Annotated in this window: 21 protein-coding genes and 1 pseudogene; 15 read left to right on the top strand and 7 right to left on the bottom strand. The window is 70.6% G+C overall.

Annotated elements, in window-relative coordinates:
* The first annotated feature begins 23 nt into the window (after nt 1-23).
* The 7 genes from OHA98_RS11795 to OHA98_RS11765 all read left to right on the top strand — a co-directional run bounded on the left by OHA98_RS11795 (nt 24) and on the right by OHA98_RS11765 (nt 10317).
* On the top strand, nt 24-2447 hold the full coding sequence (locus tag OHA98_RS11795) for a GTPase-associated protein 1-related protein (protein WP_266924972.1): 2424 nt from the start codon (nt 24-26) through the stop codon (nt 2445-2447).
* A gap of 128 nt (nt 2448-2575) precedes the next feature.
* Nucleotides 2576-4852 (top strand): hypothetical protein, encoded by a 2277-nt coding sequence (locus OHA98_RS11790; protein WP_266924970.1) that lies wholly within the window; start codon nt 2576-2578, stop codon nt 4850-4852.
* Nucleotides 4853-5047: 195 nt separating this feature from the next.
* On the top strand, nt 5048-5608 hold the full coding sequence (locus OHA98_RS11785; RefSeq protein WP_266924968.1) for a hypothetical protein: 561 nt from the start codon (nt 5048-5050) through the stop codon (nt 5606-5608).
* A 96-nt stretch (nt 5609-5704) separates the two neighbouring features.
* Entirely contained in the window at nt 5705-6253 is a 549-nt protein-coding gene (locus OHA98_RS11780; RefSeq protein WP_266924966.1) for a hypothetical protein, read from the top strand.
* A gap of 199 nt (nt 6254-6452) precedes the next feature.
* The gene (locus tag OHA98_RS11775; RefSeq protein ID WP_266924964.1) at nt 6453-8741 is read left to right on the top strand and encodes a PQQ-binding-like beta-propeller repeat protein; all 2289 of its coding nucleotides are present in this window, start codon (nt 6453-6455) and stop codon (nt 8739-8741) included.
* Between the two features lie 140 nt (nt 8742-8881).
* On the top strand, nt 8882-9661 hold the full coding sequence (locus tag OHA98_RS11770) for a class I SAM-dependent methyltransferase (RefSeq protein WP_266924962.1): 780 nt from the start codon (nt 8882-8884) through the stop codon (nt 9659-9661).
* 185 nt (nt 9662-9846) lie between these two features.
* Nucleotides 9847-10317, top strand: a complete 471-nt coding sequence (locus tag OHA98_RS11765; protein ID WP_266924960.1) for a hypothetical protein — start codon at nt 9847-9849, stop codon at nt 10315-10317.
* 67 nt (nt 10318-10384) lie between these two features.
* Here the strand turns inward: OHA98_RS11765 and msrB are convergent, their stop codons facing one another.
* The 4 genes from msrB to OHA98_RS11745 all read right to left on the bottom strand — a co-directional run bounded on the left by msrB (nt 10385) and on the right by OHA98_RS11745 (nt 13663).
* Complete coding sequence (gene msrB / locus OHA98_RS11760) at nt 10385-10792, bottom strand: peptide-methionine (R)-S-oxide reductase MsrB (protein WP_266924959.1); 408 nt, start codon at nt 10790-10792, stop codon at nt 10385-10387.
* 10 nt (nt 10793-10802) lie between these two features.
* Nucleotides 10803-12197: a UDP-N-acetylmuramate--L-alanine ligase gene (gene murC / locus OHA98_RS11755; RefSeq protein ID WP_266924957.1), complete on the bottom strand. Its 1395-nt coding sequence runs from the start codon at nt 12195-12197 to the stop codon at nt 10803-10805.
* A gap of 73 nt (nt 12198-12270) precedes the next feature.
* A complete protein-coding gene (locus tag OHA98_RS11750; protein ID WP_266927873.1) occupies nt 12271-12723 on the bottom strand; it encodes an indole-3-glycerol phosphate synthase in 453 nt (150 codons plus the stop codon).
* Between the two features lie 154 nt (nt 12724-12877).
* Nucleotides 12878-13663 (bottom strand): pyrimidine reductase family protein, encoded by a 786-nt coding sequence (locus OHA98_RS11745; RefSeq protein ID WP_266924955.1) that lies wholly within the window; start codon nt 13661-13663, stop codon nt 12878-12880.
* A 37-nt stretch (nt 13664-13700) separates the two neighbouring features.
* Between OHA98_RS11745 and zapE the strand changes: the two genes are divergently transcribed.
* The 4 genes from zapE to OHA98_RS11725 all read left to right on the top strand — a co-directional run bounded on the left by zapE (nt 13701) and on the right by OHA98_RS11725 (nt 17951).
* Nucleotides 13701-14792, top strand: coding sequence for a cell division protein ZapE (gene zapE / locus OHA98_RS11740; protein ID WP_266924953.1), 1092 nt, complete (start codon nt 13701-13703; stop codon nt 14790-14792).
* 93 nt (nt 14793-14885) lie between these two features.
* Nucleotides 14886-15311 carry an OsmC family protein gene (locus OHA98_RS11735; RefSeq protein WP_266924951.1) on the top strand — a complete coding sequence of 142 codons (426 nt, stop codon included), beginning with the start codon at nt 14886-14888 and terminating at the stop codon, nt 15309-15311.
* A gap of 236 nt (nt 15312-15547) precedes the next feature.
* Nucleotides 15548-16924 (top strand): alkaline phosphatase PhoX, encoded by a 1377-nt coding sequence (locus tag OHA98_RS11730; RefSeq protein ID WP_266924949.1) that lies wholly within the window; start codon nt 15548-15550, stop codon nt 16922-16924.
* Nucleotides 16925-17105: 181 nt separating this feature from the next.
* Nucleotides 17106-17951, top strand: a complete 846-nt coding sequence (locus tag OHA98_RS11725; protein ID WP_266927871.1) for a polysaccharide deacetylase family protein — start codon at nt 17106-17108, stop codon at nt 17949-17951.
* A 212-nt stretch (nt 17952-18163) separates the two neighbouring features.
* Here OHA98_RS11725 and OHA98_RS11720 read toward each other — a convergent pair whose 3' ends face one another.
* A complete protein-coding gene (locus tag OHA98_RS11720) occupies nt 18164-18838 on the bottom strand; it encodes an AIM24 family protein (RefSeq protein WP_266924947.1) in 675 nt (224 codons plus the stop codon).
* A 62-nt stretch (nt 18839-18900) separates the two neighbouring features.
* Between OHA98_RS11720 and OHA98_RS42880 the strand changes: the two genes are divergently transcribed.
* The 4 genes from OHA98_RS42880 (at nt 18901) to OHA98_RS11705 (ending at nt 22544) form a co-directional block, all read left to right on the top strand.
* Entirely contained in the window at nt 18901-19116 is a 216-nt protein-coding gene (locus tag OHA98_RS42880) for a hypothetical protein (protein ID WP_353962244.1), read from the top strand.
* Nucleotides 19117-19146: 30 nt separating this feature from the next.
* Nucleotides 19147-19932 carry a peptidyl-tRNA hydrolase gene (locus OHA98_RS11715; protein ID WP_266924945.1) on the top strand — a complete coding sequence of 262 codons (786 nt, stop codon included), beginning with the start codon at nt 19147-19149 and terminating at the stop codon, nt 19930-19932.
* A 179-nt stretch (nt 19933-20111) separates the two neighbouring features.
* On the top strand, nt 20112-21464 hold the full coding sequence (locus OHA98_RS11710) for a DUF692 domain-containing protein (RefSeq protein WP_266924943.1): 1353 nt from the start codon (nt 20112-20114) through the stop codon (nt 21462-21464).
* 6 nt (nt 21465-21470) lie between these two features.
* Nucleotides 21471-22544 (top strand): TIGR04222 domain-containing membrane protein, encoded by a 1074-nt coding sequence (locus tag OHA98_RS11705; protein ID WP_266924942.1) that lies wholly within the window; start codon nt 21471-21473, stop codon nt 22542-22544.
* A 406-nt stretch (nt 22545-22950) separates the two neighbouring features.
* Here OHA98_RS11705 and hemQ read toward each other — a convergent pair whose 3' ends face one another.
* Nucleotides 22951-23679, bottom strand: coding sequence for a hydrogen peroxide-dependent heme synthase (gene hemQ / locus OHA98_RS11700; RefSeq protein ID WP_266924940.1), 729 nt, complete (start codon nt 23677-23679; stop codon nt 22951-22953).
* A 173-nt stretch (nt 23680-23852) separates the two neighbouring features.
* Nucleotides 23853-25268: pseudogene (gene hemG / locus OHA98_RS11695) on the bottom strand (protoporphyrinogen oxidase); the annotation flags it as partial.
* Nucleotides 25269-25366 lie beyond the last annotated feature (98 nt).

Genomic DNA, 25366 nt, shown 5'->3' with positions numbered 1-25366 from the left:
GCAGGGACGATGAGGGCCGACAGATGAGCCTTGAACAATTGCACTACACCTCCGCCGCGCCGGGGGACGAGGGGGCGAGCGGCCGGTTCACCTCCGTGGGGTCCGGCATTCCGGCGGCCCTGCTCACGGAGATCGAGCCGTACCTCGGGTACGAGCTTCCGGGCGAGGCCCCCTACCTGCCGACCGATGACGAACTTCGCTCGCTGCCTCAGGCCTTCAGCTGCACCCCACTGTCCGACGGAGGCCGGCTGGTCTGCCGGACGGTGGCGGTACGGGGTACGGGCTCCGTTCCCGTACGGTTCCACGCGCACGCGGTGCATCTGCCCGCCGGGGCGCGGCTGCCGGGCGACCGGCTGCCGATCGAGGCGTGGCGATCCCCGCGCTGGGTGTCCGTGACGCCCGGCGGCGCGATACCCGACCCGCTCAGTGCTCTGCCGCCCGGCCCCGGCCCGGTGCGCGAGGGGCTGGACGACTTCGCCGTCTCCCGCAGTCCCTGGCTGGCCGCTGTCTTCGCCGATCTGCGCCGGGTGAGCGAGGAGGGGCCGGGATCGCCGCCGGTCGTCCTCGTGGAGCGGCAGAGTGCCGATGTCGCGCGGTGGGTCGCGCTGGCCGGGGTCGTACTGCCGGGCGGGAGCGCGGAGCGGCTGACGTACACCACGTACACCAGACGTCCGGGTACCTCCCCGCATCACGTCATGGGCGTACTGCCCGAGGACGCACGGGAGTTGGCGGACGGCGGATTGCGCGTCCACACGTGCTTCGGGTCGCGCCCGCCGGTGGTCACGGACGATGCCTGGGCGGAGACCGCCGCCCGGATCTGGCGGAGCCGGGCGCCGGAGCTGTTCCGGGAGGCGAGCGAGCTGCCCGGGGAGCCCTTCGCCGCCGGTCCGCCCGCCGTGATCGCTCTGTGCGCGGGCATAGCGCTCGGCTCGAACGAGCGGGCGGCCGCCGCCGACTGGGCCGCCGAGAGGCCCTACGCGCTGGACGCCAAACGTACCCGGCAGCTTGTGGACGCCCTGACCTCGCCCGGGATCGATGACCGTACCGGACCCGAATTCGACGCTGCGGGAAGACTGTTCGGCGCACTCGACGGCCGCGCCCCGGTCACCACGACCGCTCCCCTGGCCGCGATGCTGGTCACCGAGGCGGTGCGGGGCGGGAACGGCTCGCTGGAGCTTCCCCGCCGGGCCGCCTTCTCCGGGCCGGAGGGCGAGGCCATCGCCACCACGCTCGGTCCGGAGATCCTGGCCGAACTGTCCGCTGCCGGTACGGGTGCCGACGGTGATGTGACACGGACCGTGCAGTTGCTGCGGGTCGCCCGGCTGCTCGACGTGGACTGTGCGGAGCTGCTGCCCACCGTCGTACGCAGGCTGGCTCCCGCGTTGCTGGCCGACGAGCGGTCCCGGGAGTTCGCGCCCACCCTGCTGGAGCTGCTGGACGAGCAGTTCGACGTCCGTACGGCGTTGCTCGGCGCCCTGGACCGGATCGCGCCGGACGACCCGGGGGCGGTGGAACGGCTGCTGGAGCGGGTGGCGCTGCCGTTCACGGGTTCGCAGGCGTTGCCGCACCTGCGGATGTGCGCCGAGGCGGGCGGGGCCCGAGCGACCCTCGGCGGGGACCGGGCGGCCGTGTGGCACCGGGTGCTGCGGGCGGCCGGTATGTCGCCGTTCGCCGAGCCGTTGGTGCTGCGGACCGCCGCAGGGCTGGTGTGGGGGGACCGGGCGCCGACGATCGGTGAGGCCCGGCTGTTGCTGGACGCGGCCACCTCGGACTCCCACCGTGCGGCCGGTACGTGGTCGTGCCTGGTCGACGCGGTGCTGGGGGCGCCCGCCGACGAGGAGGACGCCGCCGCGTTCGCCCATGACCTGTTGCGCGCCTTCCCCCAGGAGATCCAGGGCCGGGTGCGCGGTGCGCTCCTTCTCCTGGACTTCGCGCGCGAGGTGCGCTCCGGCACGGCCGGTTCCGGCTGGGCGGAGCGGGCCCGTTCGCTGTGCTCACTCGCGGAACCGGTGGAACCCGCCGTCCGGGAGCACGCGTTCGGGGCCCTGGTACACCGTCTCCTGGCCTCGGACCGGCCCGAGGCGGAGCTGTACGCCTTCGTCCACAGCGACGACGGAGACCTCATCGCCGCCTACGACCGGGCCGCCCGAGCGGCAGCCGTCGGGGCACGCCTGAGGGCCGACCCCGCGTACGCGGCCGACTGCTTCAACGTCTGGACCTCCCATCCGCACGCGGGCCGCGCCTGGACCACGACCGCGAAGGCCCTTCTGGACGAGGTGCTGCGCCCTGCGGTTCGTGCGCTGTCCACGGCCGGAGTATCGGAGATCGAGGCGGCCGTCGGGCGCGCGGGCAGCAGCGGCCGGGCCGACGCGTTCCGCGACTGGAACCGGTCCAGCACCCTCGGCCGGCTCGGCCGTCGCATCGCGGGGCGCGTCCGCAGGGGCTGATTCCAGCCGGAATCGCCGGAACAGTGGCTGTGACATTGCAATTGCGTATCCCGGGTACCACGCGTCGCTAGTCTGACGCGTGGCGGCCACGCACCCATTGACCTTCAAGCAGGCCGCCGGGGGGATACGTGCTGCAATACGAAGACGTCGTCAACGCGCCGGTCGAAAAGCTCAAGGCGGCTGTCGATGACTGGGCGGAAATGCTTTCCAAGCTGGAAAAGCTCGCCGAAGACGCCCGAAACGGAATGAAAGCCAAGGCGGACAAGGCGGAGTGGGAGGGCGTCAACGCGGGCGTCACCAAGTCCTTCATCACCAAGACCGCCACGGAGTTCGAGGACGCGGCGGCCCAGGCCCGGGGCATCAAGTTAGTCCTTGCGGACGCACACACATCGTTCAAGTTAGCCAAGGACGAGCTGGTCCGGCTCAGGGACGACGAGGCTCCCGCCACGGGTGTCGTCGTGAGCGCGGCGGGCAAGGTGTCACCCCGGCACAACCTGGAGACCGACACGGCGGCGCGCCACGATCCGGACTATCCGGAGGCCCTGCGCAAGCAGAAGACCGCTGTCACGACCCTGCAGAAGAAGATCGACCGCATCGTCGAGGACTGCTCCGACGCGGACGAGTCCCTGAAGCTGGCCCTTGAGGCCAACGTGAAGGACGAACACAACTTCAGCTCGCCGAAGTACACCAGCCTCGACGCGGAGCAGGTCGACCGCGCCGCCGCGCTGCTGAAGCAGGCGACAGGGGAAGGCGGCACCGCCCGCAACGTCGAAGCGCTGCGGAAGCTCGAAGAGGTCATCGACGACAACCGCGACGACCCGGAGTTCGCCACCGGCTTCTACCGGAAGCTGGGCGCGGAAGGGACCCTTGAGGCGTACACACGGATGTCGCTGGACTCCACGTCCCTCGGCCCCGCCGGCCAGGACCGGGCAGCGATGGTCCGCAACATCCAGAGCGACATGGGATCGATGCTCGGCCTCGCCACCACACCAACGGTCCCGAACCATCTGGATGCCACCTGGACCACCCAGCTCATGAAGGCGGGCCGCAAGGAGATCGACGTTTCGAGCTTCGCGGGCAACGCCAAGGTGTACGGATACCAGGCCCTCGGATCACTGCTGCGGGAGGGCACGTACGACAAGCAGTTCCTGACCTCGGTCGGCCGCGACATGATCGCCATGGACAAGAAGAACCCGCATATCTGGTCCGAGAGCCTGCCCTACGACCAGAAGATGTCCCTCAACCTCGGCAGCGAGGGCGGCAGGGGCTTCAATCCGATCACCGGCCTGATGGAGGCCCTGAGCAACAACCCCGGGGCGTCGTCGGAGCTCTTCAACGAGAACATGCGTGACGACACCAACAAGGACGGCATCGTCACCCTCTCGGACAAGGAGACCGAGGGCAAGAAGGCACAGAGCGTGGTCGACTACATGCTCGACAAGAAGCCGACGGCGGACTGGTACGACACCACGGTCGACGGCGAGAGCACCCCCGGTCAGACTGCCATCGGCAATGCCCTGGAAGCGGCCGTCACGGGCCGCGTACCCGGCGACGACGACGCACCGCCGGTGCGGCACACCAAGGACATGAGCCAGGTGATGGAAAAGGTCGTCGAGAAGATCGGCACCAACCCAGAACTGGTCTCGGCCAAGGCGGGCGACCCACCCGGCCCCCTGAGCGCCCTCGCCCCGCGATTCGGCGCCATGGCCGCGGAATACATGCCCGACCTCCAGGCCACCGCCGAGAACGCGGCGGGCCAGATCAAGCCGTTCGGAGTCCCGGCCGACTTCGACAAGGCCCTGATGGCCCGCTTCCTCGGATCGGTCGGCCAGGACCCCCAGGCGTACGGCGCGATCTCACACGCCCAGCAGGCGTACACGACGGCACTGGTGAGCGACGCGTTCCAGCATCCCGAGAAGCATGCCGACATGGGAGAAGCGGTGAGGAATGCGGTGCATCCGGGTGGTGAGATCGCGGGAATGATGACCGAGGCGAGGACACATGCGATTCACGAGCTGAAGACGCACGAGCAGTCGGAGTACAGCAAGGGCGTCGAAGACAACGCCAAGTGGACAAATCGCGTCATTGACATTGTAGGAGCCAAGTATCTCGAGATGGTTCCTGTGGCCGGCGACGTGGTGACCTGGATCCAGGAAGACGTCGCCGACTCCGTGGTGGAGAGCGCAGAACTGGATTCGTTGGAAGAGGCCGGCCTCGAATCAGGCGCTGAATACGCAACAGGTGAAGGGTCGGCCAAGGCGGCAGCAGCAAACGCTGTTGTCACAGGCGGGAAGGCAGCGGGTCTGACACCCGAGCAGTACAACGAATACAAAGGCTCCGCCTCCACCGAGACCGCGAACGCCCACTCCGTCGGACGCGACCTGGCGGCCTCGACCCATCCTTAACAACGTGCGATCCATTCACCGACCCAAAGAATCACGGCGGCCGCCGAAGAATGTCCCGCGAAGAAACCAAGCGTGGCAGCTTGTCGAAACTTCTGGAAAAATTCGCGGGTTCACGAAAGAAATGTTCTCGTCCCACACCCATACAGGTCGCGCGGGAATGACTGGTGGCCGACTCTCTGACCTAGGGGATCAATAGTGCTCAGAATCAACAATTTCGTCGCAGCAATCGCGACCACCATCATCGCGGCAACAGCCCTGACCGGCTGCTCCTCCGGCGAGAAGAGTTCCGTTCCGGAACTACCCAAGAATATCTGCTGGGGCGCCCTCGACTCACAGGACGTAGCACCCCTCCTGCCTAGCGGAAAGAAAGCCCTGGAGCTGACGAAACCGACTGCTCTCCCGAAGCCCGTGCCCCCAGGGTCCACAGCACTGTGCACCATCAGTATCGATGGTCTTCCTTCATTCCAGGTGCTGGCCTGGAATAGGAGCTATGAGAAGTGGGTCAAGTGGGATTCCATCGCCGGGAAAAATCCCGACAGGATCGACGTCGGCAAGAAGGGCCTCATCTGGCCCAACGGAGCTGCCACGTACTTCGTCTGCGAACCCCCCAAGGACTCTTCCGGGCGCGGCTCGTTCATCGAGTTTCGCCTCACCACATTCAGTACGGAAAATCCGGAGAAGGAGATTCGCCGCATCCTGCCAGAACTGCTGCGCAAGCTGGTGGCGTTCGCGGGGCCAAAACTTGGGTGCCAGTGACGACGCCCCCAAATGAAGAAGCAGCGGAACCGACCCATCCCGCATTCTATCGCCGCGACCTGATATCCACGACCTCTCGAAAAAGACAAGCCATTCATGCGTGAGTTCATAAAGACCGCGGCAACTGTCACTGCTTCCGTGATCCTGGCTACGGTGACAGCAGGATGCTCCGAAGACGAGACTAAGTCCGTCCCCCAACTCCCGAAAGAGTTCTGCTGGGGATTTCTGACTCCTCAGGAATTGTCACCGCTCCTCCCCACCGGAGAGACGGCCACCCAGACATCCGATATCTTCTACTTCACCGATCGTGCACGTCAGGTGAGCTGCAACTTGTACATCGACGGCAACCAGGGTTTCAGCGCCTACGCAGAACTCCATGAGGATGAGACGCTCATCGAGTGGAGTTCATGGGACCCTGCGAAACCCGACCCCATCGGCATCGGAAAGAAAGGCATTGTCTGGGACAATGGAGCAGCTACCTACTTCGCGTGCAAACCCACTGCCAATTCAGGCCCTTCTCCTGGGAAGTACCTGGAACTGCGCATCGACGTACGTGCATCCAGCGACAAGGACGAGCGCAGCACGCTGCCGAAGCTCCTGAAGAAGTTCACGGCATTCGCCCAGAAAGAACTCAAGTGCACCTGACCCGACCCTCGGACCGAACCCGCGGTGCGAGCCCGGTGAACCCGGCAGCGTAGTCAGGGGTTCCGGGCATGCGTTTCGGGCGTGCCGGCCCGGTGGGGGTCTCGTTCTCGCCGAAACATGGCGGGCGCAGGCGCGGGCCGACCGGTCTACGATCAACGCTGCCGAGTGAAAACCGCTTACCGCCGGGGGATTTGGGGCTGTGGACGACCGGGATCTGATACTTGCTGACCGCTACCGCCTGGTGCGCCCGCTGGGGCGCGGCGGGATGGGAGAGGTGTGGGAGGCGCAGGACGCCAGTCTGCGGCGGCCGGTCGCTGTCAAGGTGATCTCGGTCCTTGCCGGCGGCGGCAGTCGGGCCGACGAGGCGCGCGCCCGGTTTCTGCGGGAGGCGCGGATCACCGCCGCGCTTCAGCATCCCCATATCGTGACCGTCCACGATCTCGGTGAGGCGGCGACCGGCCAGGGCACGACGCCGTTCCTCGTGATGGAACTGCTCCGTGGCGAGGGTCTGGACGCCGTTGTCCGGCGCGGACCTGTCGGCGAGGAGGATGTGGCGCGTTGGGGGGCGCAGGTGTGCGAAGCCCTGGGGGAGGCGCATGCCGCCGGCATCCTCCACCGCGACATCAAGCCCGCGAATCTCTTCGTCGCGGCCTCGGGCACTCTGAAGGTGCTCGACTTCGGGATCGCCCGCGCCGCCGACGCCTCGGCCACCGGTGACCGGCTGACCCACACGGGGTTCATGGTGGGCACGGCCGCGTACATGGCACCGGAGCAGGCGCGCGGGCGCCCCGAGCAGCGCAGCGACCTGTACTCCCTCGGGTGTGTGCTGTTCGAACTGCTCACCGGCAGGCTGCCGTTCGACGCTCCGGACACCCTCGGGTATGTCACGGCGCACCTTCACGATCCGCCACCGGCGCCGAGCAGTGTCGTGTCCGGTGTCCCCGCTTCGTGGGACCGCCTGGTCGGTCGGCTGCTGGCCAAGGACCCGGGTGAGCGATACGAATCGGCCGCCGTTCTTGCCGACGAGCTGCGGCGCCTCGGTGATGCGCGGCCGGCCCGGCCCGCAGCCCGTCACTACACCCCCACCGTTGCCGACCGAGGGGAGCACGGGGCGAGCCCACCTCCTTCGGCTGCCTCCGTGTCCGACGGTTTCGCCGCGGCACCCACGGCTCAGGCCCCGGCCGGGCCGTCCGGCGGAACGGGCATGAGCCGGCGCGGCCTGCTCATGAGCGGTGCGGGCCTCGCCGCGGTCACGGTCACCGGAGCGGCGGCGGCAATGTATCTGACCGGCGAACCCGAGCGGGACCCGGTCGCCTGGTCGCAGAAGATCGCGGACGTCGACCTGATCAACTCCGACGGCCCGGACATCGTCCTGGCCGACGGCCGGTGCCATGTGGCCACCGGCCACTACTACAAGGAGACGGCCGCGCTCCACACGTTCGACCTCGCCACCGGCAAGCGTCTGTGGAAGGCGCCCCTCAACGCGGCCTGGGCCAGGGAAGCACGTTTCACGGTCGTCGGCGGCACGCTGCTCGCCCTGACCCGGGACCCCGGCAACAAGGGCGGACAGGTGCACGCCTTCGACGCCGCCACCGGCGACCGCCGGTGGCGGAAGTCGGTCTCCAACAGCGCCATGGGGCTGGATGTGCACCGCCCCAGCGGCTTGCTGATCACCGGAGAGGACGGTCTGGTGAGCGGAATCGATCCCCGCACCGGCCACCGGCGATGGGGGATCGACGCGTCCTCCCCGTACGACGCCACGTGGGTCCTGGCCGGCGACCTGATCCTCTGCGGCAACGGAACCGCGGTTCTCGGCAGGACGGGCAGGAAGATGTGGACCCGCCCCGGCTTTCAGCCAAATGGCGACCTGGCGCAGCCCGTGGGTGAGGGCCTGCTCTTCTACGAGGGCGGCAGGACAGTGGCTGTCGACCTCGTCTGCCGCAAGGCGTCCACAGGCGAGGTGATGTGGCGGAGCCCCTTCCAGCAGACCCTGCCGGATGCCCTCACCACCGACACCTACCAGCCGCTCGGCGAGCTGGTGTCGGGCACCACGGTCTTCCTTCCGCTGGCCGCAGGACCCCGCCGGAAGCCGACCGCGCTGAACGGACGCACCGGCGAGCGGATCTGGACCTACGGCAGTACGTACCAGGAGGTCGGCATGAAGGCCCACGCGACGACGTGTGTCGCGGGCGGGTTCGTCCTGCGAACGAAGTCGGGACCGGTGTGCCTGGCCGCCGCCGACGGTGCGGAACGCTGGCACGCCGATACGCCAAGAGTGCGGACCACCAGCACATACGCCCTGCTCTCCGGGACCGAGCGGGCTCGGGTGTTCCAGCACTGGACCCGTGCGCGAATCGTCGGAGTGGAGCGCGGCCGCACGCTCTGGACAGGCCGGTTCGACAGCACCTCCCTGAGCGATCCCGTCGCGAGCGGCGACTCGATCGTGCTCCTCGACGGCAGCGGCACGCTGTGGGCGGTGAACGTGTGACCTACGGACCTGACGGACATCCCATGGGTGGGAGCGTCGATCGTCTCCCGGCTGGAGAAGCGGCCGTCCCCCGCTCCCGACCGGATCACCGACGTCGTGAAGGCCGTCCCCCGTTTCGCCGGTCGCTCTAAGGTGTCCGGGTGGAAAACAACGAACGGTTACTTCACAGCTCTTCGTTCGGCGCGGCCGCGGCCGCCTACGCCGAACACCGCCCGGACTACGCGCAGGCAGCGGTGCGCTGGGCGCTTGAGTCCGCGCCGGGCCGGCGGGTGCTCGACCTCGGCGCCGGAACGGGCAAGCTGACCGCCACGCCGGCCGCGCTGGGCGCCGAGGTCGTCGCGGTCGAGCCCGACGCGGCGATGCTGACCGAGCTGCGCCGCGCGCTGCCTGCCGTCCGTGCCCTGTCGGGGAGCGCCGAGGCGATTCCGCTGCCGGACGCGTCCGTCGATGCCGTGCTGGCCGGCAATGCCATGCACTGGTTCGACATGGCCGTCGCCGGACCCGAGATCGCCAGGGTTCTCGCGCCCGGTGGCACCCTGGCCGGGCTGTGGAACGTCATGGACGACCAGGTCGACTGGGTTGCCGGGCTCGCGCGGATCAGTGGGAGCGCTGCCATCGGCCCGCGTGACACGCCTGCCGCCTGGCGCGCGCAGACGGCGGACATGCACCTGCCGAAGACCGGTGGGGCCGCCCGGTTCGGCTCGCCGGAGCAGGCCGAGTTCCTGCACGGGCAGCGTCGTACCGCCGACTCCCTCGTCGCGACCCTCGCGACGCGTGCGGGGATGCTGGTCATGCCGGAAGGGGAACGTGAGGCCGCGCTCGGCCGGATCCGCGCGTTCCTCGCGGGCAGACCGGAGACCGCCGACGGCGAGTTCGACCTCCCGATGCGGACCGCCGTGCTGCGCGTGCGGCGGCTGTGAGAACAGAGGGGTCCGCAGATGCTTGCGCCGGGGCTCGGTGTGCCCGGATGTGAGCCCCCCTGAGGCCCCGTCCCGGAGGGACGGGGCCTCAGGCCCGGACAGGCCCCGCGGCTGGTGCGGGTACCTTTAGGAGTACCGATCTCGTGGGCCTCCTGGCGGGCTGCGTGAACCCCAGGAGGAGCAGCATGACGACCAACCGCGGACGCAAGGACGTGATCCGGGACCGGATGGCCGCCACCGGCGAGTCGTACAACGTCGCCGCCCGCAATCTCAAGGCCATGAAGGACATGGGCGCCACCCGTGAAGCGGTGCTCGTGCAGCGCTGGCGTCCGGCGGAGTCCCTGGACGTGCCGTGTCCGTGCGGCGGGACCTGTGAGCCGGGCGAGAAGTGCGGTCACTGCCATGCCTGGCATCTGCATGTGAAGCGGTACCCGGGCAGTGTCACGGACGTGGAGACCTGGGCGGACCGGTACGAGTGCACCGGCTGCTCGTCCTCGTACACCCTGACCGTGCACCTGGCGGGCCGCCCGTGGGGCGTGGCCGAGACGGTGGTGCAGGGCGGGTCGGCGCAGGAGGTCGTGCGGGCGCGGGTGTTCCCCGGCGTCATCCACCCGCTGCTGCGTTCCGAGACGGCGGAAACCGCCGAGGAGGAATGACCCGGCCTCGGCGGTTCCGGCTGCCCGGAGGCGCCGGCTCTCGTCCGGCGCCGGCTCTCGTCCGGCGTCAGCTCTCGTCCGGCGCCAGCGTGAGCGAGATCGAGTTGATGCAGTAGCGCTGGTCCGTGGGAGTGGGGTAGCCCTCGCCCTCGAAGACGTGTCCCAGGTGGGAGCCGCAGCGGGCGCAGCGCACCTCGGTGCGGACCATGCCGTGGCTGCGGTCCTGGATCAGCTCGACCGCGTCGGTGTCCTTCGGGTCGTAGAAGGACGGCCAGCCGCAGTGCGACTCGAATTTGGTGTCGGAGCGGAACAGCTCCGCGCCGCAGGCCCGGCAGGAGTAGATCCCCGCCGTCTTGGTGTCGGTGTACTCACCCACGAAGGCGGGCTCGGTGCCGGCCTGGCGCAGCACCGCGTACTCGGAGGGCGAGAGTTCCGCCCGCCACTGCTCGTCCGGCTTCTCGACGTCGTACGACACGTCTGGCTCCTCAGCTCGACAGGTGGTCCAGAATCTGCGGGCCGAGGTCCGTGACATCGCCCGCCCCCATGGTGAGAACGAGATCGCCGGGCTTGGCCATTCCCGCGATGACCTCGGGGATCGTGGCCTTGTCGTGGACGGCGGCGACATCGGCGCCCGCCGCCCTGGCGGCGTCGATGATCAGGGTGCTGGTGATGCCGGGGATCGGGTCCTCGCGGGCCGGGTAGATGTCCAGGACCACGGAGGCGTCGGCCAGCGCCAGCGCCTGGCCCATCTCGGTGCCCAGCTCCTGGGTGCGGGAGAAGAGGTGGGGCTGGAAGACGACCAGGAGGCGGGCGTCCGCCGCGGCGCCGCGCATGGCCTCCAGGTCGGCGGTCATCTCGGTGGGGTGGTGCGCGTAGCTGTCGATGACCTGGACGCCCGCCGCCTCGCCCTTGAGCTGGAGGCGGCGCTTGACCCCGGTGTACTTGCCGAGCGCGGACGCGAGGTTGTGGGCGGGGATGCCCAGCGCGACACCGGCGGCCAGCGCGGCGACGGCGTTGTGGGCGTAGTGGCGGCCGGGTACGGAGACGGTGAACGTGAGGAACTTCCCGTTCAGGACGACCGTGACCTCGCTGGTCAGCCCGCGCGGGGTGACCTTGTGGACGCGTACGTCGGCGGTCTCGGACTCCCCGTAGGTGACGACGTTCAGCGAGGAGAGGTCGCGGACCCGCCGGGTGAGCTCGACCGCGCCGGGCTGGTCGGCGGCGATCACCAGGGTGCCGCCGGGGACGACCTTGCCGACGAAGGTCTCGAAGGACTCGTAGATCTCGTCCATCGAGGCGTAGTTCGCGTGGTGGTCCAGCTCGACGTTGAGGACGATGGCAACCTCGGGGTCGTACTTCTGGAAGCTGCGGTCGCTCTCGTCCGCCTCGGCGACGAAGATGTTCCCGCTGCCGTGGGTGGCGTTGGTGCCGGGGCCCTCCAGGTCGCCGCCGATGGCGTACGAGGGGTCGAGGGACAGCTCCGACAGGGCGACGGCGAGCATCGACGTGGCGGTCGTCTTGCCGTGGGTGCCCGCCACCGCGATGGCCCGGAGGCCCGTCATCAGGGCGGCCAGGGCGTCGGAGCGGTGCACCACCGGGACGTCCAGCTCGGCCGCGCGGACCAGCTCGGGGTTGTCGGCGCGGATGGCACTGGAGACGACCACGCAGGACGCGTCGTCGGCCAGGTGGGCGGCGGCGTGCCCGATGTGGACGGTCGCCCCCAGCGCGCGCAGTGCCTCGGCGGTGGGTGACTCCTTGGCGTCGCTGCCCGCCACCTCGGCTCCCCGCTGGGCCAGGATCTTCGCGATGCCCGACATTCCGGCGCCGCCGATGCCGATGAAGTGCGGCCGTTCCATGGCGGCAGGAATACCGGGTGCCATGCGCGTGTCTCCCAGGGTCGGTACGAGTCGGCGCCGGTTCGCTGCGAACCCGGCCGAGTGACGGTCCCCCAGCCTATTCGCTGTGCGCGAAGAGCTTGAGCACCGGTACGCCGACCTTGTGACGGGCCCGGGAGGCCCAGTCCCGGTGGAAGAACTCCTCCACGTAGTGCGGTGCGGTCAGCACGATGACCTCGTCCGCTCTCGCGTCCTCCACCACGGACTTCAGCTTGTTCAGGGGGTGGTCCTCGATCACCTGTCCGACCGCTTCGGATCCGGCCTCGCGCAGGGCCCGGAGCGAGAATTCAAGCGCCAGTTCGGCGGGTGCCACGGCGTCCTTGCCTTCCGGTTCCTCGCCCTCACGGGCCGCGTCCCTCAGCTCCCCCATGGCCACGTCGTCGATCGCACGCAGCAGTACGTCGGCCTGGTCGCCGCGCGGCTGCATCAGGACCACGAACGAGATCTGCTCGTCGCCATGCAGGGTGGTGACGAAGTCCACGTCCTCGGGGGTGAGGGGCTTCTCGATCATCAAAACGCTGGTGAACACGTCAGGGGCCCTTCCGCTCCATCTCATCGACCGTCGCCGGCCGCTGCTGAAACCATCCTTCCCCGCGTCAGCACGGGGTCTGCTGGACTAAGTGTGCCCATCCGAAGCTAACCGGAACGGGAAATTCCGTTAAGTATCAGATCCGACGGTATCGAGTGAACAGGAACCCGGCCTCCTCCAGCACGGACGCCAAGGCGAATCGTTCCGGCACCGCTACGGAGGGGCCGCCCGCGATCCGCTGGGCATCCCCCGCGGTCAGCATCGGGGAGACCGTCAGACACAGCTCGTCCAGCACGCCGGCCGCCACGAACTGCCCGAGCAGCCGGGGCCCGCCCTCCGTCAGCAGCCGGGTCAGGCCGCGGTCCGCGAGCTCACGTACGGCCCTGGCGGGATCCACCCGGGTCCCCTCCCCCGCGATCACCACCTCGGCGCCCGCCCCGCGGGCCGCGTCGATCCTGGCCTGCGGCGCCCCCGCACCGGTCACCACCAGGGTCGGAACCAGCGGCTCGGTGAAGAGCGGCAAGGAGAAGTCCAGGTCCAGGCTTCCGCTCACCACGGCGATGGCGGGCGCGGGCCCCTGCCCGGCGGCCGCCCGGCGCGCCGCGAAGGCCTCCCGGGCGCGGGCGGGCCGGTAGCCCTCCAGCCGTACGGTCTCCGCACCCGCGATCACCACGTCGGCGAGACCCCGCAGGGTGCCGAAGATCCGCATGTCGGAGGCGCAGGAGATGCCCTGCGAGCGGCCGTCGTGCTGGGCGGCCCCGTCGAGCGTGGAAACCATGTTGGCGCGCAGCCAGGGGCCGTCCCCCTCGGGATAGGCGTAGGCGTCGGCCAGCTCGTCCAGGCTCCATTCGCCGTCGGGCCGAGCGCCGGTCCCGGCGTTCTCGCTGGTTGTCAGGTCCGTCACAGGGAACAGGCTTCGCATACCGTGCAGTCTGGCATGGCGCTTAAGGTGGAGAGTTGTGTCGTCCTCCACCGCCGTTCCGGGGCAGAGCCCCATAGCTGAAACGGCCCCGCTGTCCCTGTGCGCCCGCGAGCCGCACGTCCCCGCCGACCGGCTGGTCGCCGAGATGGTGCCGCCGCCGCGCTTCGACTCGGTGCGCTTCGATACGTACGTACCCGACCCGAACCAGCCGAGTCAGACCGAGGCGGTCACGGTGCTCGCCGAGTTCGCCGCCGGGCTCGGCGGGGCGCACGCCACGGGTGCGGGTAAGCGCAAATGGTTCAGCAAGAAGCCCGTCGCGCCGGCCGGGCCGCGCGGGGTGTATCTCGACGGCGGCTACGGCGTGGGCAAGACCCATCTGCTGGCCTCCCTCTGGCACGCCACGCCTGCGGCTCCGTCGCTCAAGGCCTTCGGTACGTTCGTCGAGCTGACGAACCTGGTCGGCGCGCTGGGCTTCCAGCAGACCGTACGGACGCTCAGCGGGCACCGGCTGCTGTGCATCGACGAGTTCGAGCTGGACGACCCGGGCGACACGGTGCTGGTGTCCTCGCTGCTCAGCAGGCTGGTGGAGGCGGGGGTCGCGCTGGCCGCGACCTCCAACACGCTGCCGGGCAAGCTCGGCGAGGGCCGGTTCGCCGCCGCCGACTTCCTGCGCGAGATCCAGGGGCTGTCCTCGCACTTCCGCCCGCTGCGCATCGACGGCGAGGACTACCGGCACCGGGGGCTGCCCGACGCCCCGCCGCCGTACTCCGACGAGCAGGTCACCGCGGCCGCGTACGCCGCGCCGGGCGCCTCCCTCGACGACTTCCCCGGGCTCCTCGACCATCTGGCGCGGGTCCATCCGAGCCGGTACGGCGCGCTGACCGACGGGATCTCCGCGGTCTGCCTCACCGATGTGCAGCCGGTGCCCGACCAGTCGACGGCGCTGCGCCTGGTGGTGCTCGCGGACCGGCTGTACGACCGGGAGGTTCCGGTGCTCGCCTCCGGACTGCCGTTCGACCGGCTGTTCAGCGAAGAAATGCTGAACGGCGGGTACCGGAAGAAGTACTTCCGAGCCATCTCCCGGCTGACGGCGCTGGCACGTGACGCGAAGGGGCTGGTGGCGCAGTAGGTTCGGGGAGCGTAACGGCGTAACAACCGTGAGGCACGAGGGCGTGCCTCGTACATCCCGTACAACCGCGCACACCGTTTGAAGGGATCCAGCATGGCTACCACGCGTCAGGCGCACACGGTCTGGGAAGGCAACCTGATCGAGGGCAAGGGCGTCGTCACCTTCGACTCCTCCGGCATCGGCGAGTACGAGGTCTCCTGGCCCTCGCGCGCGGAGAAGGCGAACGGCAGGACGAGCCCCGAGGAGCTGATCGCGGCCGCGCACTCCAGCTGCTTCTCGATGGCGCTGTCCAACGGTCTGGCCACGGCCGGCACCCCGCCGACCCGGCTGAACACCAAGGCCGAGGTCACCTTCCAGCCCGGCACCGGCATCACCGGTATCCACCTCACCGTCGAGGGCGAGGTGCCCGGTCTCGGAGAGGAGGGCTTCGTGAAGGCGGCCGAGGACGCCAAGGCGAACTGCCCGGTCAGCCAGGCGCTGACGGGTACGACGATCACCCTCACGGCTTCCCTGGCCTGACCCCGGGGCCTCCCGGGCCCGGCGGCCGGTGACTGCGGCCGGGGCCGGGGGGCCTGCCCGGCGGGCACGCGGCCCGGCGGGCACCGCCACGCATCACCCGCGCCTCCACGCACCTGCGGGCACTTCAGTACCCCGCGACACCACAGGCCACGGTGGTCCGCGTGGTTCCCGTGCGGCACCACCCGTGGTACACACATGCGGGTCACTTCACCTGTCCGCCAACAGGGAGTTGCCTCATGTCCTCAGCACCACGACGACTCGCCACACGACGACAGGTCCTGGCCGGCAGCGGCGCGACCGCCGCCTCGATCGCCTTCGCCGGGGCCTTCTCCGAACTCTTCGCGGGCACCGCGGCCGCCCGTGGCCACAGCGGCTACGGTCCCCTCGTCACCGACCCTGACGGCCTGCTCGACCTGCCGAGAGGATTCCGCTACCGGGTGCTGTCCCGGGAGGGCGAACCGCTGCGCTCCGGCGAAGGCCCGGTACCCAGCAACCACGACGGGATGGCCGCCTTCGCGGGCCGGCACGGCCGCGTCCATCTCGTCCGCAACCACGAGAACCGGGTCACCGGCAGGATCGGCGTCCCGACCGTGGAAGGGCTCACGTACGACCCGATGGGCAAGGGCGGCTGTACGGCCCTCGAACTGGACGGCCGCGGCAGAGTGCTCGGCGAACGCGTCGCCATCGCCGGTACGGCGGTGAACTGCGCGGGCGGGCCCACCCCCTGGCGCACCTGGCTGACCTGCGAGGAGACCGAGGACAAGGCCGGGACCAACGGCTACACCAAGGACCACGGCTTCATCTTCGAGGTGGACGGCGCCGATCCGCGCCGCACCGGGGCCGTACCGCTGACCGCGATGGGCCGCTTCCAGCACGAGGCCGTCGCGGTCGATCCCAAGAACGGGATCGTGTACGAGACGGAGGACGCGTTCGAGAAGCCGTTCGGGCTCTTCTACCGCTTCCTGCCGGAGAAGCCGCTCGGCGGCACCGGTTCGCTGCGGGCCGGCGGCGCGCTGGAGGCGATGCGGGTACCGGGCCTGCCCGACCTCTCCGTCGTCCAGGAGACCGGTGCGAGCTTCGACCGGGTCGAGTGGGTTCCCGTACCCGATCCGCTGGCCGCCGAGACACCGATCAGGCTCCAGGACTTCGGGCCGAAGGGCATCACGCACGCCCAGAAGCTGGAGGGCTGTTACTGGGGCGGCTCGTCCGTCTACTTCGTCTCCAGTTTCGCCCACCGCTCGGAGGGCTCGGCCGCCGACCACTTCGGCCAGGTCTGGCGCTACGAGCCGAAGAAGCGCCGGCTCACACTGGTCGTGGTCTTCGGCCCCGACACCGATGTCCAACTGCCCGGCGAGTCCCCGGACAACATCTGCCTGGCCGCCGACGGAGGGCTGATGGTGTGTGAGGACGGCGGCGGCGCACAGCATGTGCTCGGTGTGACGCGCCGCGGCGAGGTGTACGCGATGGCGCGCGGCCGGCAGAACATCGGGACGCCCGAGGAGCCGGAGTGGGGCGAGTTCGCGGGGGTCACCTTCTCGCCGGACGGCGGCACGATGTTCCTCAACTGCTACACGCCGGGGACGACGTTCGCCGTGACCGGCCCATGGCGCTGATCCGCTGAACCGCTCCGGGGGTGGTGCGGGCGGCCCGTACCGCCCCCGGAGCGGGAGGGGTCGGCCGAACGGGGCATCCCGAGCGCCGTAAACATTTCCTGATCTTCATATCGGTTACTTTCCGTCAGTGAACCTATCTGCACGGAAAGCTTCATATGTGACCGCTCTGACCCTCCTGGGGGTGCTCGCCGGGTGCGGATCCCCTGAGAACACCCTCACGGAGCCGGTCCCGTCGCGCGCGCCGTCCACCACCCCCTCGGCCGCCCCCTCCGCCTCTCCCTCCGCCTCTCGCTCCCAACAGAGCGGCCCGGCCGCGAGGAAGGCGCCGACGATGGCACCGGGACCGGCCGGCCGCACTCCGGTCTTCACCCGGGCAGCGGCCGGCGGGCCGGGCGGCAAGGTGGTGGCGCTCACCTTCGATGCCGATATGACGGCCGATCAGGGAACGCGGGCGGCGGCGGGCGAACACTTCGACAATCCCCGGCTGATCGCGCTGCTGCGCCGGTTGAAGGTCCCCTCGACCGTCTTCATGACCGGGCGCTGGGCGGAGGAGTATCCGACGCAGGCGCGGTCCATCGGTACGGATCCGCTGTTCGAGATCGCCAACCACTCGTACAGCCACTACGCCTTCACGACGCCCTGCTACGGCCTGCCGGTGCTGGACAGGGCCGGGATGCGCGGCGAGGTGGAACGGGCCTTCGCCGCCTTCCGGAAGGCGGGGGCGCGCAATGTGGTGCCGTACTTCCGTTTCCCGGGCGGCTGTTACGACGACACGTCGCTGCGCGCCCTGGCACCGGCGAAGGTGACGGCGGTGCAGTGGGACGTCGTCAGCGGTGACGCCTTCGCCACGGACGCCGACGCGGTGGCCGCCCAGGTGCTGGACGGGGTGCGGCCGGGCTCGCTGGTGGTGATGCACTGCACGCGCAGCGCCGCACCGGTCACCGAGGAGGCGGTACGGCAGGTCGTCCCGGAGCTGCGCAGGCGCGGCTACCGCTTCGTGAAGGTCTCCGACCTGATGCGGGAGTGAGACGGGGGTGAGGCGAGGTGAGGCGGGAAAGCCGGTACGGAGGCCCGGCGGCGGGCCCGCAGTGCGTATCGTCCCCGCGTACGAGCGCACTCACCCACGCCGTGCGGCGAGCCCGCATACGCCGACCGGGGCCCGTGCGGGCAGGTCGAGTTCGACGCCGCGCAGCACGCAGGGCCCGCCGAGGCCGTACCGGCGGCCGACGCCCCTCGGCTTCAGTTGGCCGTCTTCTCGGGCTTGAGCTCGCTGGGCCGCACGATCACGAATCCCTCGCCCTGGAGCATCAGCTGGACGGCCTCGCCGGAGCCGCCGCGCACCATCGAGCCGAAGCTCTGCGAGCGGTGCAGGGAGGTGGAGAGCTGCTCGCTCCAGCCGACGACCGCGTCCGTGTCCACGTACACCGGCTGCTGCGCGGTGACGGGGATCACTATGGGGTGCCCCTCGCACATCAGGCCCAGCTTGCCGTAGCCGCTGAAGACGCTGTTGAAGAGGCCACCGCCGGTCATCCCGGCGCCCTTCACGGTCTTGATCTCGTACGTCAGCGTGGCGTCGAAACAGAGGACGTTACGGCCGTTGATGGTCAGGACGTCGCCCTGCTCCATGTCCACGATGAAGCAGTTGGCCGCCTCGTGGGCGAACCAGGCCTCGCCCTGGCCGCGGACCGCCATGAGCGGCAGCCCCTCGCCGGTGACCGCGCGCTTGAGCATGCCGCCCAGGCCCTGGCCCTTGCGCTCGAACTGAAGGTTGCCGCGGAAGGCGATCATCGATCCCTGACGCGCGTGCATCTCCCCGTTGACGGCGTACTTGATGGACTTGGCGTTCTGCAGGGTCATACCGGGGGCGGTGGCCTGCTGGGCCATGTGCTCGCTGGAAAAGAGGTCGCTCTTCATAGGGAGCATCCTCACCCGGAGCATGTCATTCCGCCAAGAAGTTCCCGAGGTCTCCGGAGCGGGTGACCGGCTCCACGGGTCGCGCACCGGCGCTCCTCACGGTGCGGCCTCCACCCTCGATCTCACCGGCCCCGGCTTCACCCTGCCGTCTGTGCGGTACGCCGGGGCCGCGGGCCGCCGTTCTGGTCCGCCCCGACGGCCACATCGCCTGGTGCGCCTCCGAACCCGGGGACACGCCTCTGCTGCCCGCACTGCGGAGCCTGCTCTCCGCTCCATGACCCCGCTGAGGGCCCTGGCAGACTGGACGGGTGAGCAGCAACGACACCCCAGCGAACCCGTCCGCCGCACCCCGGCCCGCCGCGCCCCCGGCCGTCGCGACCGAACCCGCCGGGTCCGAACCGGACAGCCCGTTCCGGACGGAACCGACCCACCGTGACGAGGCGCCGCAGTTCGTGCTGCCGCTCGTGCTGCACCTGGAGAAGACGGACCCCCCGGCCCGTACCGACGCCCTACGGACCGCCGCCCGCGCGGTGCTGACGATGCTGTCCGACGAACGCTCCCTGGACGAGGGCGAGTGGGCGCAGGTGATGCGGGACTGGCAGGACGCCCGTATCCGCAAGGTCGTGCGTCGGGCGCGCGGCGCGGAGTGGCGCAAGGCGTCCGCGCTGCCCGGGATCACGGTGACGGGCGAGAGCGCCGAGGTACGGGTGTTCCCGCCGGTGCCCCTGGACGGCTGGCCCAAGGAGCTGGCCAAGCTCCAGGTGTCGGGCACCGACCTGGACGACCCGCGGCCCCCGGCCGCGCCCGATCCGGCCGCTCCGGTGCTGTGGCTCAACCCGGACCTGGACATGTCGGCGGGCAAGACCATGGCACAGGCCGGGCACGGGGCGCAGCTCGCCTGGTGGGAGCTGTCGGACCCGGAGCGCAAGGCGTGGCGCGAGGCCGGTTTCCCGCTCGCCGTGGCCACCGCGGACCCCGCGCGCTGGCGCGACCTGACCGTGAGCGGCCTGCCGGTGGTGCGCGACGCCGGGTTCACGGAGATCGCCCCGGGGTCCTGCACGGTGGTCGCCGACCACCCGGCGCTGCGCCGCTGACCGGGGCGCCGCCGGGTGGGGGCGGGATGAGGACCGCCGGCCGGTGGCACCGTCCGCGGACGGTGCGCGGTGTGCGGTGCGCGGTGGAACCTCAAGTCCACCTCTGAACGTCCCCCTGTTCGGATTCACCACCGCCTGCCGGGGCCATGACTCCTGCACGGAGCACGAGGGGGGACACCATGAAGCTGGGAATCGGGATCGGCTGGCGGCCGGAGATCGCCGACGCCGTGGAGGCGCTGCCGGGGATCGACTGGGTCGAGGCGGTCGCGGAGAACCTCTGTGCCGATCATCTGCCGGACTCGCTGGTACGGCTCCGGGCGCGCGGCGTCACCGTCGTACCGCACGGTGTGTCGCTGGGCCTGGGCGGCGCCGGCCGCCCGGACGCGGGCAGGCTCGCGGACCTGGGCGCACGGGCGGAGCTGCTCGGTACGCCGCTGGTGACGGAGCACATCGCGTTCGTACGCGCCGGAGGGCCGCTCACCGCGTCGCCCCGGCTGGAGGCGGGCCACCTGCTGCCGGTGCCGCGCACCTGGGACGCGCTGGAGGTGCTGTGCGAGAACGTGCGGATCGCCCAGGACTCGCTGCCCGTGCCGCTGGCCCTGGAGAACATCGCGGCGCTGGTCTCCTGGCCCGGCGAGGAACTGACCGAGGGACAGTTCCTGGCGGAGCTGGTCGAGCGCACCGGGGTGCGGCTGCTGATCGATGTGGCCAATCTGCACACCAACCACGTCAACCGCGGCGAGGACCCCGCGAAGGCACTCGGTGAACTGCCGGTGGAGGCCATCGCGTACGTGCATGTGGCCGGTGGTGTCGAGCGGGACGGCGTCTGGCACGACACGCACGCCCATCCCGTGACCCGGCCCGTCCTGGACGTGCTGGCCGAGCTGCGCTCGCGGGTCGATCCGCCCGGTGTGCTGCTGGAGCGTGACGACGACTTCCCGCCCGCGGCGGAGCTGGCGGGCGAACTGACCACGATCCGCGCCACGCTGGACGCCGCGGCCCCCAAGACCTCAAGGATCCCCAAGGCCTCAGGCATCCCGAAGGCCCTGGCATCCCCGGAGGCCCCGGCGGTACAGCGGTCCCCTGCAGTACTCGTAGCCCCCGCAGCCCCGGCGGTACGGGCCGACGTCCGGGAACGCCTCGCCGCCGCCCAGACCGCGCTGCTCTCCGCTCTCGTCGCGGGCACCGAGACCCCCGAGGGCTTCGACCGCCGACGCCTGGAGGTGCAGAGCCGGGCGCTGGCCGCCAAGCGCGCCGGAGTGGTGGCCAAGGTGGCGCCGGAGCTGCCGGAGATCCTCGGCGACGGCTACCGGAACGCCTACCTCGCGTACGCCATGACCCGGCCGCTCTCCGCCGGATACCGCCGCGACGCGCTCGACTTCGCCGAGCACCTGCTGATCGCGGGGCTGCCGCAGGACGCGGCCGCCAGGAGGCGGCTCACCCACTGGTGGCAGGACCGGGCGGCCCCGCGGCCCCCGCGTCGTACGACCCGTCTCGTCCGGGCGGCCCGTGCCGTCCTCGTGGGGAAGTGACCCGTCATGAACGTTCTCGCGACTCTGCTGACGTTCGCGGTGGTCCTCTCCTCGGCGCTGCTGCTCATCCAGATCGGCGCCGCCCGCGCCGGCCGGCGGAGCGCGCGGACCCGCCCGCTCGTTCACGACCTCTATGAGGCGGCCTTCCTGAACGGCGGCCCGGCCAGGGTGGTGGACAGCGCGCTGACCGGCCTCCACGCGGACGGGCGCCTGATCATCGGCGGCCCCGGCATCGTCGCCGTACAGCGGCCGGAGGCACGTGACCCGGTGGAGCGGGCCGTGCTCCAGACGCTGGCCGCCGCCCCGAACGGGGCGCTGCACACCCTGCGGGAGACCGTGATGCGGCATCCGGCGGTACAGGAGATCGGCGACGGGCTCGCCGCCCGGGGACTGCTGGTCTCCCCGCAGGAGACCCGGCCGCACCGCCGCTGGGCGCTGGTCCAGGGGCTGTTCTGCCTCGTGGCCTTCCCTCTCTCGCTGGTCCTGACCTTCATGCAGTACACGATGCACGAGGGATACGCGGACATGCCGTTCCCGTTCATCGCCAAGATGCTGCCCGCGATCGTGATCGGCGGCCTGACCGGCCTCATCGTCATGACGGCCACCGGGAACCGGATCACGAAGGAGGGGCGGCAGGCGGTCCAGGAGTACCGGGCCGCGCACGCCTATGCGATGGCTCCGGCCCAGCTGGTGGCCACGCTGGGGCTGGGCGCGCTGCCCGACCCCGTGCTCCGGGGGCAGTTGACGGCGGCGGCGCGGTTCCGTACCGGGAACGGCCGGTCGAGGGCGTTCCGTCCCGCCTCGTCCTCGGCCCCGCACACCTCGTCCTCCTCCACGGCGGACGCGTACGCCGCCGCGACGGTGTGGTGTGCCGGGGCGAGCCCCGGCGGTGCGAGCTGCGGGGGTTCGTCCGGGGGCGGCGGGGGCGGGGGCTCCGGTTCCAGCTGCAGTTCGGGTTCCAGCTGCAGTTCCGGTTCGGGCGGGTCGAGCTGCGGCAGCTCCGGTGGTTCCAGCTGCGGCAGCTCCGGCGGGTCGAGCTGCGGCAGCTCCGGCGGGTCGAGCTGCGGCAGCAGTTCCTGAACCGGCCTGCGGGCCGTCCGCATGCTGAACAGGGCGTGGCGCTCCCCGTCCGCCTCGCGGAGAAATCCGCCATGCTCTGGGTCATGTTTCTGCTGGTCGCGTGGGGCGCGGCGGCTGCCGACGCCGTGCGCGCGCCGGCCAACCGGCTGGTCGTCGCGGGCCTGGCCGTGCCGCACGGAACGAGGACGGGCATCGCGTCGGCGCTGCGGGCCGCCCTGACGGGCCGCCGTGCGGAGGTCCGAGCCGCGCCCGCGGGTACCGGTGGCTTCGCCGGTCCCGGGAACGCCGCAGGCCGGAGCCTGCGGCGAACCCGGAGCCGAACCCGGTGTCGCTGGACGGCGGGCGGCACACACGGTGCCGGTGCCCGTCGTCTGATCTTCCGGGTTGGATGGCCGGGGAACGCTGGCTATGCGAGCCCGGCCACCAGGTCTGCGAGGGACTTCCTGCGCCCCGTGTAGAACGGCACCTCTTCGCGGACGTGGAGCCGCGCCTCGGAGGCCCGCAGATGACGCATCAGGTCGACGATGCGGTACAGCTCGTCCGCCTCGAAGGCGAGGACCCACTCGTAGTCGCCGAGCGAGAAGCTGGCGACGGTGTTGGCGCGGACGTCGGGGTAGCCGCGGGCCATCTTGCCGTGGTCCGCGAGCATACGGCGGCGGTCCTCGTCGGGCAGCAGGTACCAGTCGTAGGAGCGCACGAAAGGATAGACGCTGATGTAGTTGCGCGGCGTCTCGTCGGCCAGGAACGCCGGGATGTGCGACTTGTTGAACTCGGCGGGGCGGTGCAGCGCCATGTTCGACCAGACCGGCTCCAGCGCGCGGCCCAGCTTGGTGCGCCGGAAGAGGTTGTACGCCTCCTGGAGCTCGTCGGCGGTCTCGGCGTGCCACCAGATCATGAGGTCGGCGTCGGCCCGCAGCCCGGACACGTCGTACGTGCCCCGCACGGTGATGTCCTTGGCGGCGAGCTGGTCGAACAGCTCCTGGACCTCGTCGGCGTAACCGGCGCGGTCCAGCGGCAGCACGTCGCGCAGCTTGAACACGGACCAGAGCGTGTAGCGGATGACCTCGTTGAGGTCCTTGGCCTTCTTGCCGGCGTTCGGACCCTTGCTTGATGTCACAGTCTCAGGAGCACTCATACGGCTATTGTCCCGCCTCGCTCCGAGTGCCCCGAACCAGGGTCGGAGTGGCGATGATCTCCCTCTCGATCTTCGTGGTCCAGGTCCCGCTCCCGGTCCCGGTCGCGGTCTCCCCCGTGACCGCCCTCGCGGTCTCCGGCGACCGGATCCGCGCCCGCCCCCACACTCGCTCCCGTCAGGTCGTGGACGATCTCGTCCGCGGCCCGGTGCGCGCTCGCGATGCAGGCCGGGATGCCGACCCCGTCGTACGCCGCTCCGCAGACCCGCAGCGCCGGCAGTCGGGCGACCTCGTCGCGGATGCGGGCGACCCGGCCGAGGTGGCCGACCGGGTACTGCGGGAGTCCGCCGATCCACCGGGTCACCTCGGTGTCGACGGGCCGGGCGGTGAGCCCGGTCGCCTCGGCGAGGTCACGCAGCGACACATCGACCAGTTCGGCGTCCTCACGGTGCAGATGGTCCTCCTCGCCGTAGCGGCCGACGGAGGTGCGCAGGACGAAGAGACCGGGCGCGGCGTCGGCCACCCACTGCCACTTGTTGGTGGAGAAGGTGGAGGCCTTGATCGTGCGGCCGTCGACCGGCGGGACGAGGAAGCCGGAGCGTCCGTGCAGGGCGCTCGTCGCGTCGGTTCCGGAGCTCCGGAACGCCATGGTGACCAGGGCCATCGAGGCGTACTCGACCCCCGCCAGCTCGGCGGAGGCCGCCGGGGACTCGGCGGCCAGGAGTGTGGAGGCGGACCAGGCGGGGGCGGCCAGGACGATGCCGTCGGCGGTGATCACCCGGGTGTCGGTACGGACGTTCCAGCCGGCGTCGGTACGGGTCAGCCCGAGGACGGGGGTGGCGGTGAGGATCTCGCCGCCACCCTCGCGTACGGCGGTGGCGACGGCGTCCGGCAGGGTGCCGATGCCGCCGTCGATGCCCTGGAAGACCGGCCCGGTCTGCTGCCGGGCGGCGGCCCGCTCCTGGATGCGCCGGACCCCGTCGAGGAGGGAACCGCCCTCCTTCACCACGTCGAAGAGCTGGGGTACGGCGGCCCGCATCGAGATGCGGTAGGCGTCACCCGCGTACACCCCGCCGAGCAGCGGTTCCACGAGCCGGTCCACGACCTCGCGGCCGAGCCGGTCGGCGACATAACTGCCGACCGCGACATCGTCGCCGACGGCGGTGGGCGTCAGGTCGCGCTCCTGGGCGATCCTGGCGAGGCCCTCCGGGGAGAGCACCCCGCTGAGGGCGGCCGGATCAGCGGGCACGCCCATGACATGGCCCTTGGGCATCGGCCGCAGGGCATCGCGCGTCCATACCGAGGCGGTGGCGGTGGCGGGCGGCTGGAGCCGGTCGCCGAGGCCGACGGAACGGGCCAGGTCGACCGCTTCGGGGCGCCGCGCGAGCATCGACTCCGCGCCGAGATCGACCCGGGTGCCCGCGATCTCTCCGGTCATGAGCTTGCCGCCGAGCCGCTCCGTGGCCTCCAGGAGCGTGACCCGCAGACCGGCCCGGACCAGCCGGTGGGCGGCGGACAGACCGGCGATGCCACCGCCGATGACGACGACATGACCCGTACGCGTGTTCACGCGCTGATGAGAACGCTGCATGGGTCCACTCTCTCAAACCCGTTCCGAGTCGTGACCGTGACCACTTCGAAACCGCTGATGGGCAACCCGCCCATGGGTCCCGTACGTCGAACCGGCAC

It is taken from the genome of Streptomyces sp. NBC_00654 (assembly GCF_026341775.1).
In the GTDB taxonomy this organism is placed as follows: Bacteria; Actinomycetota; Actinomycetes; order Streptomycetales; family Streptomycetaceae; genus Streptomyces.
Note: the sequence above shows the minus strand (reverse complement) of the source record. Positions and strands in the feature narration are given on the sequence as shown.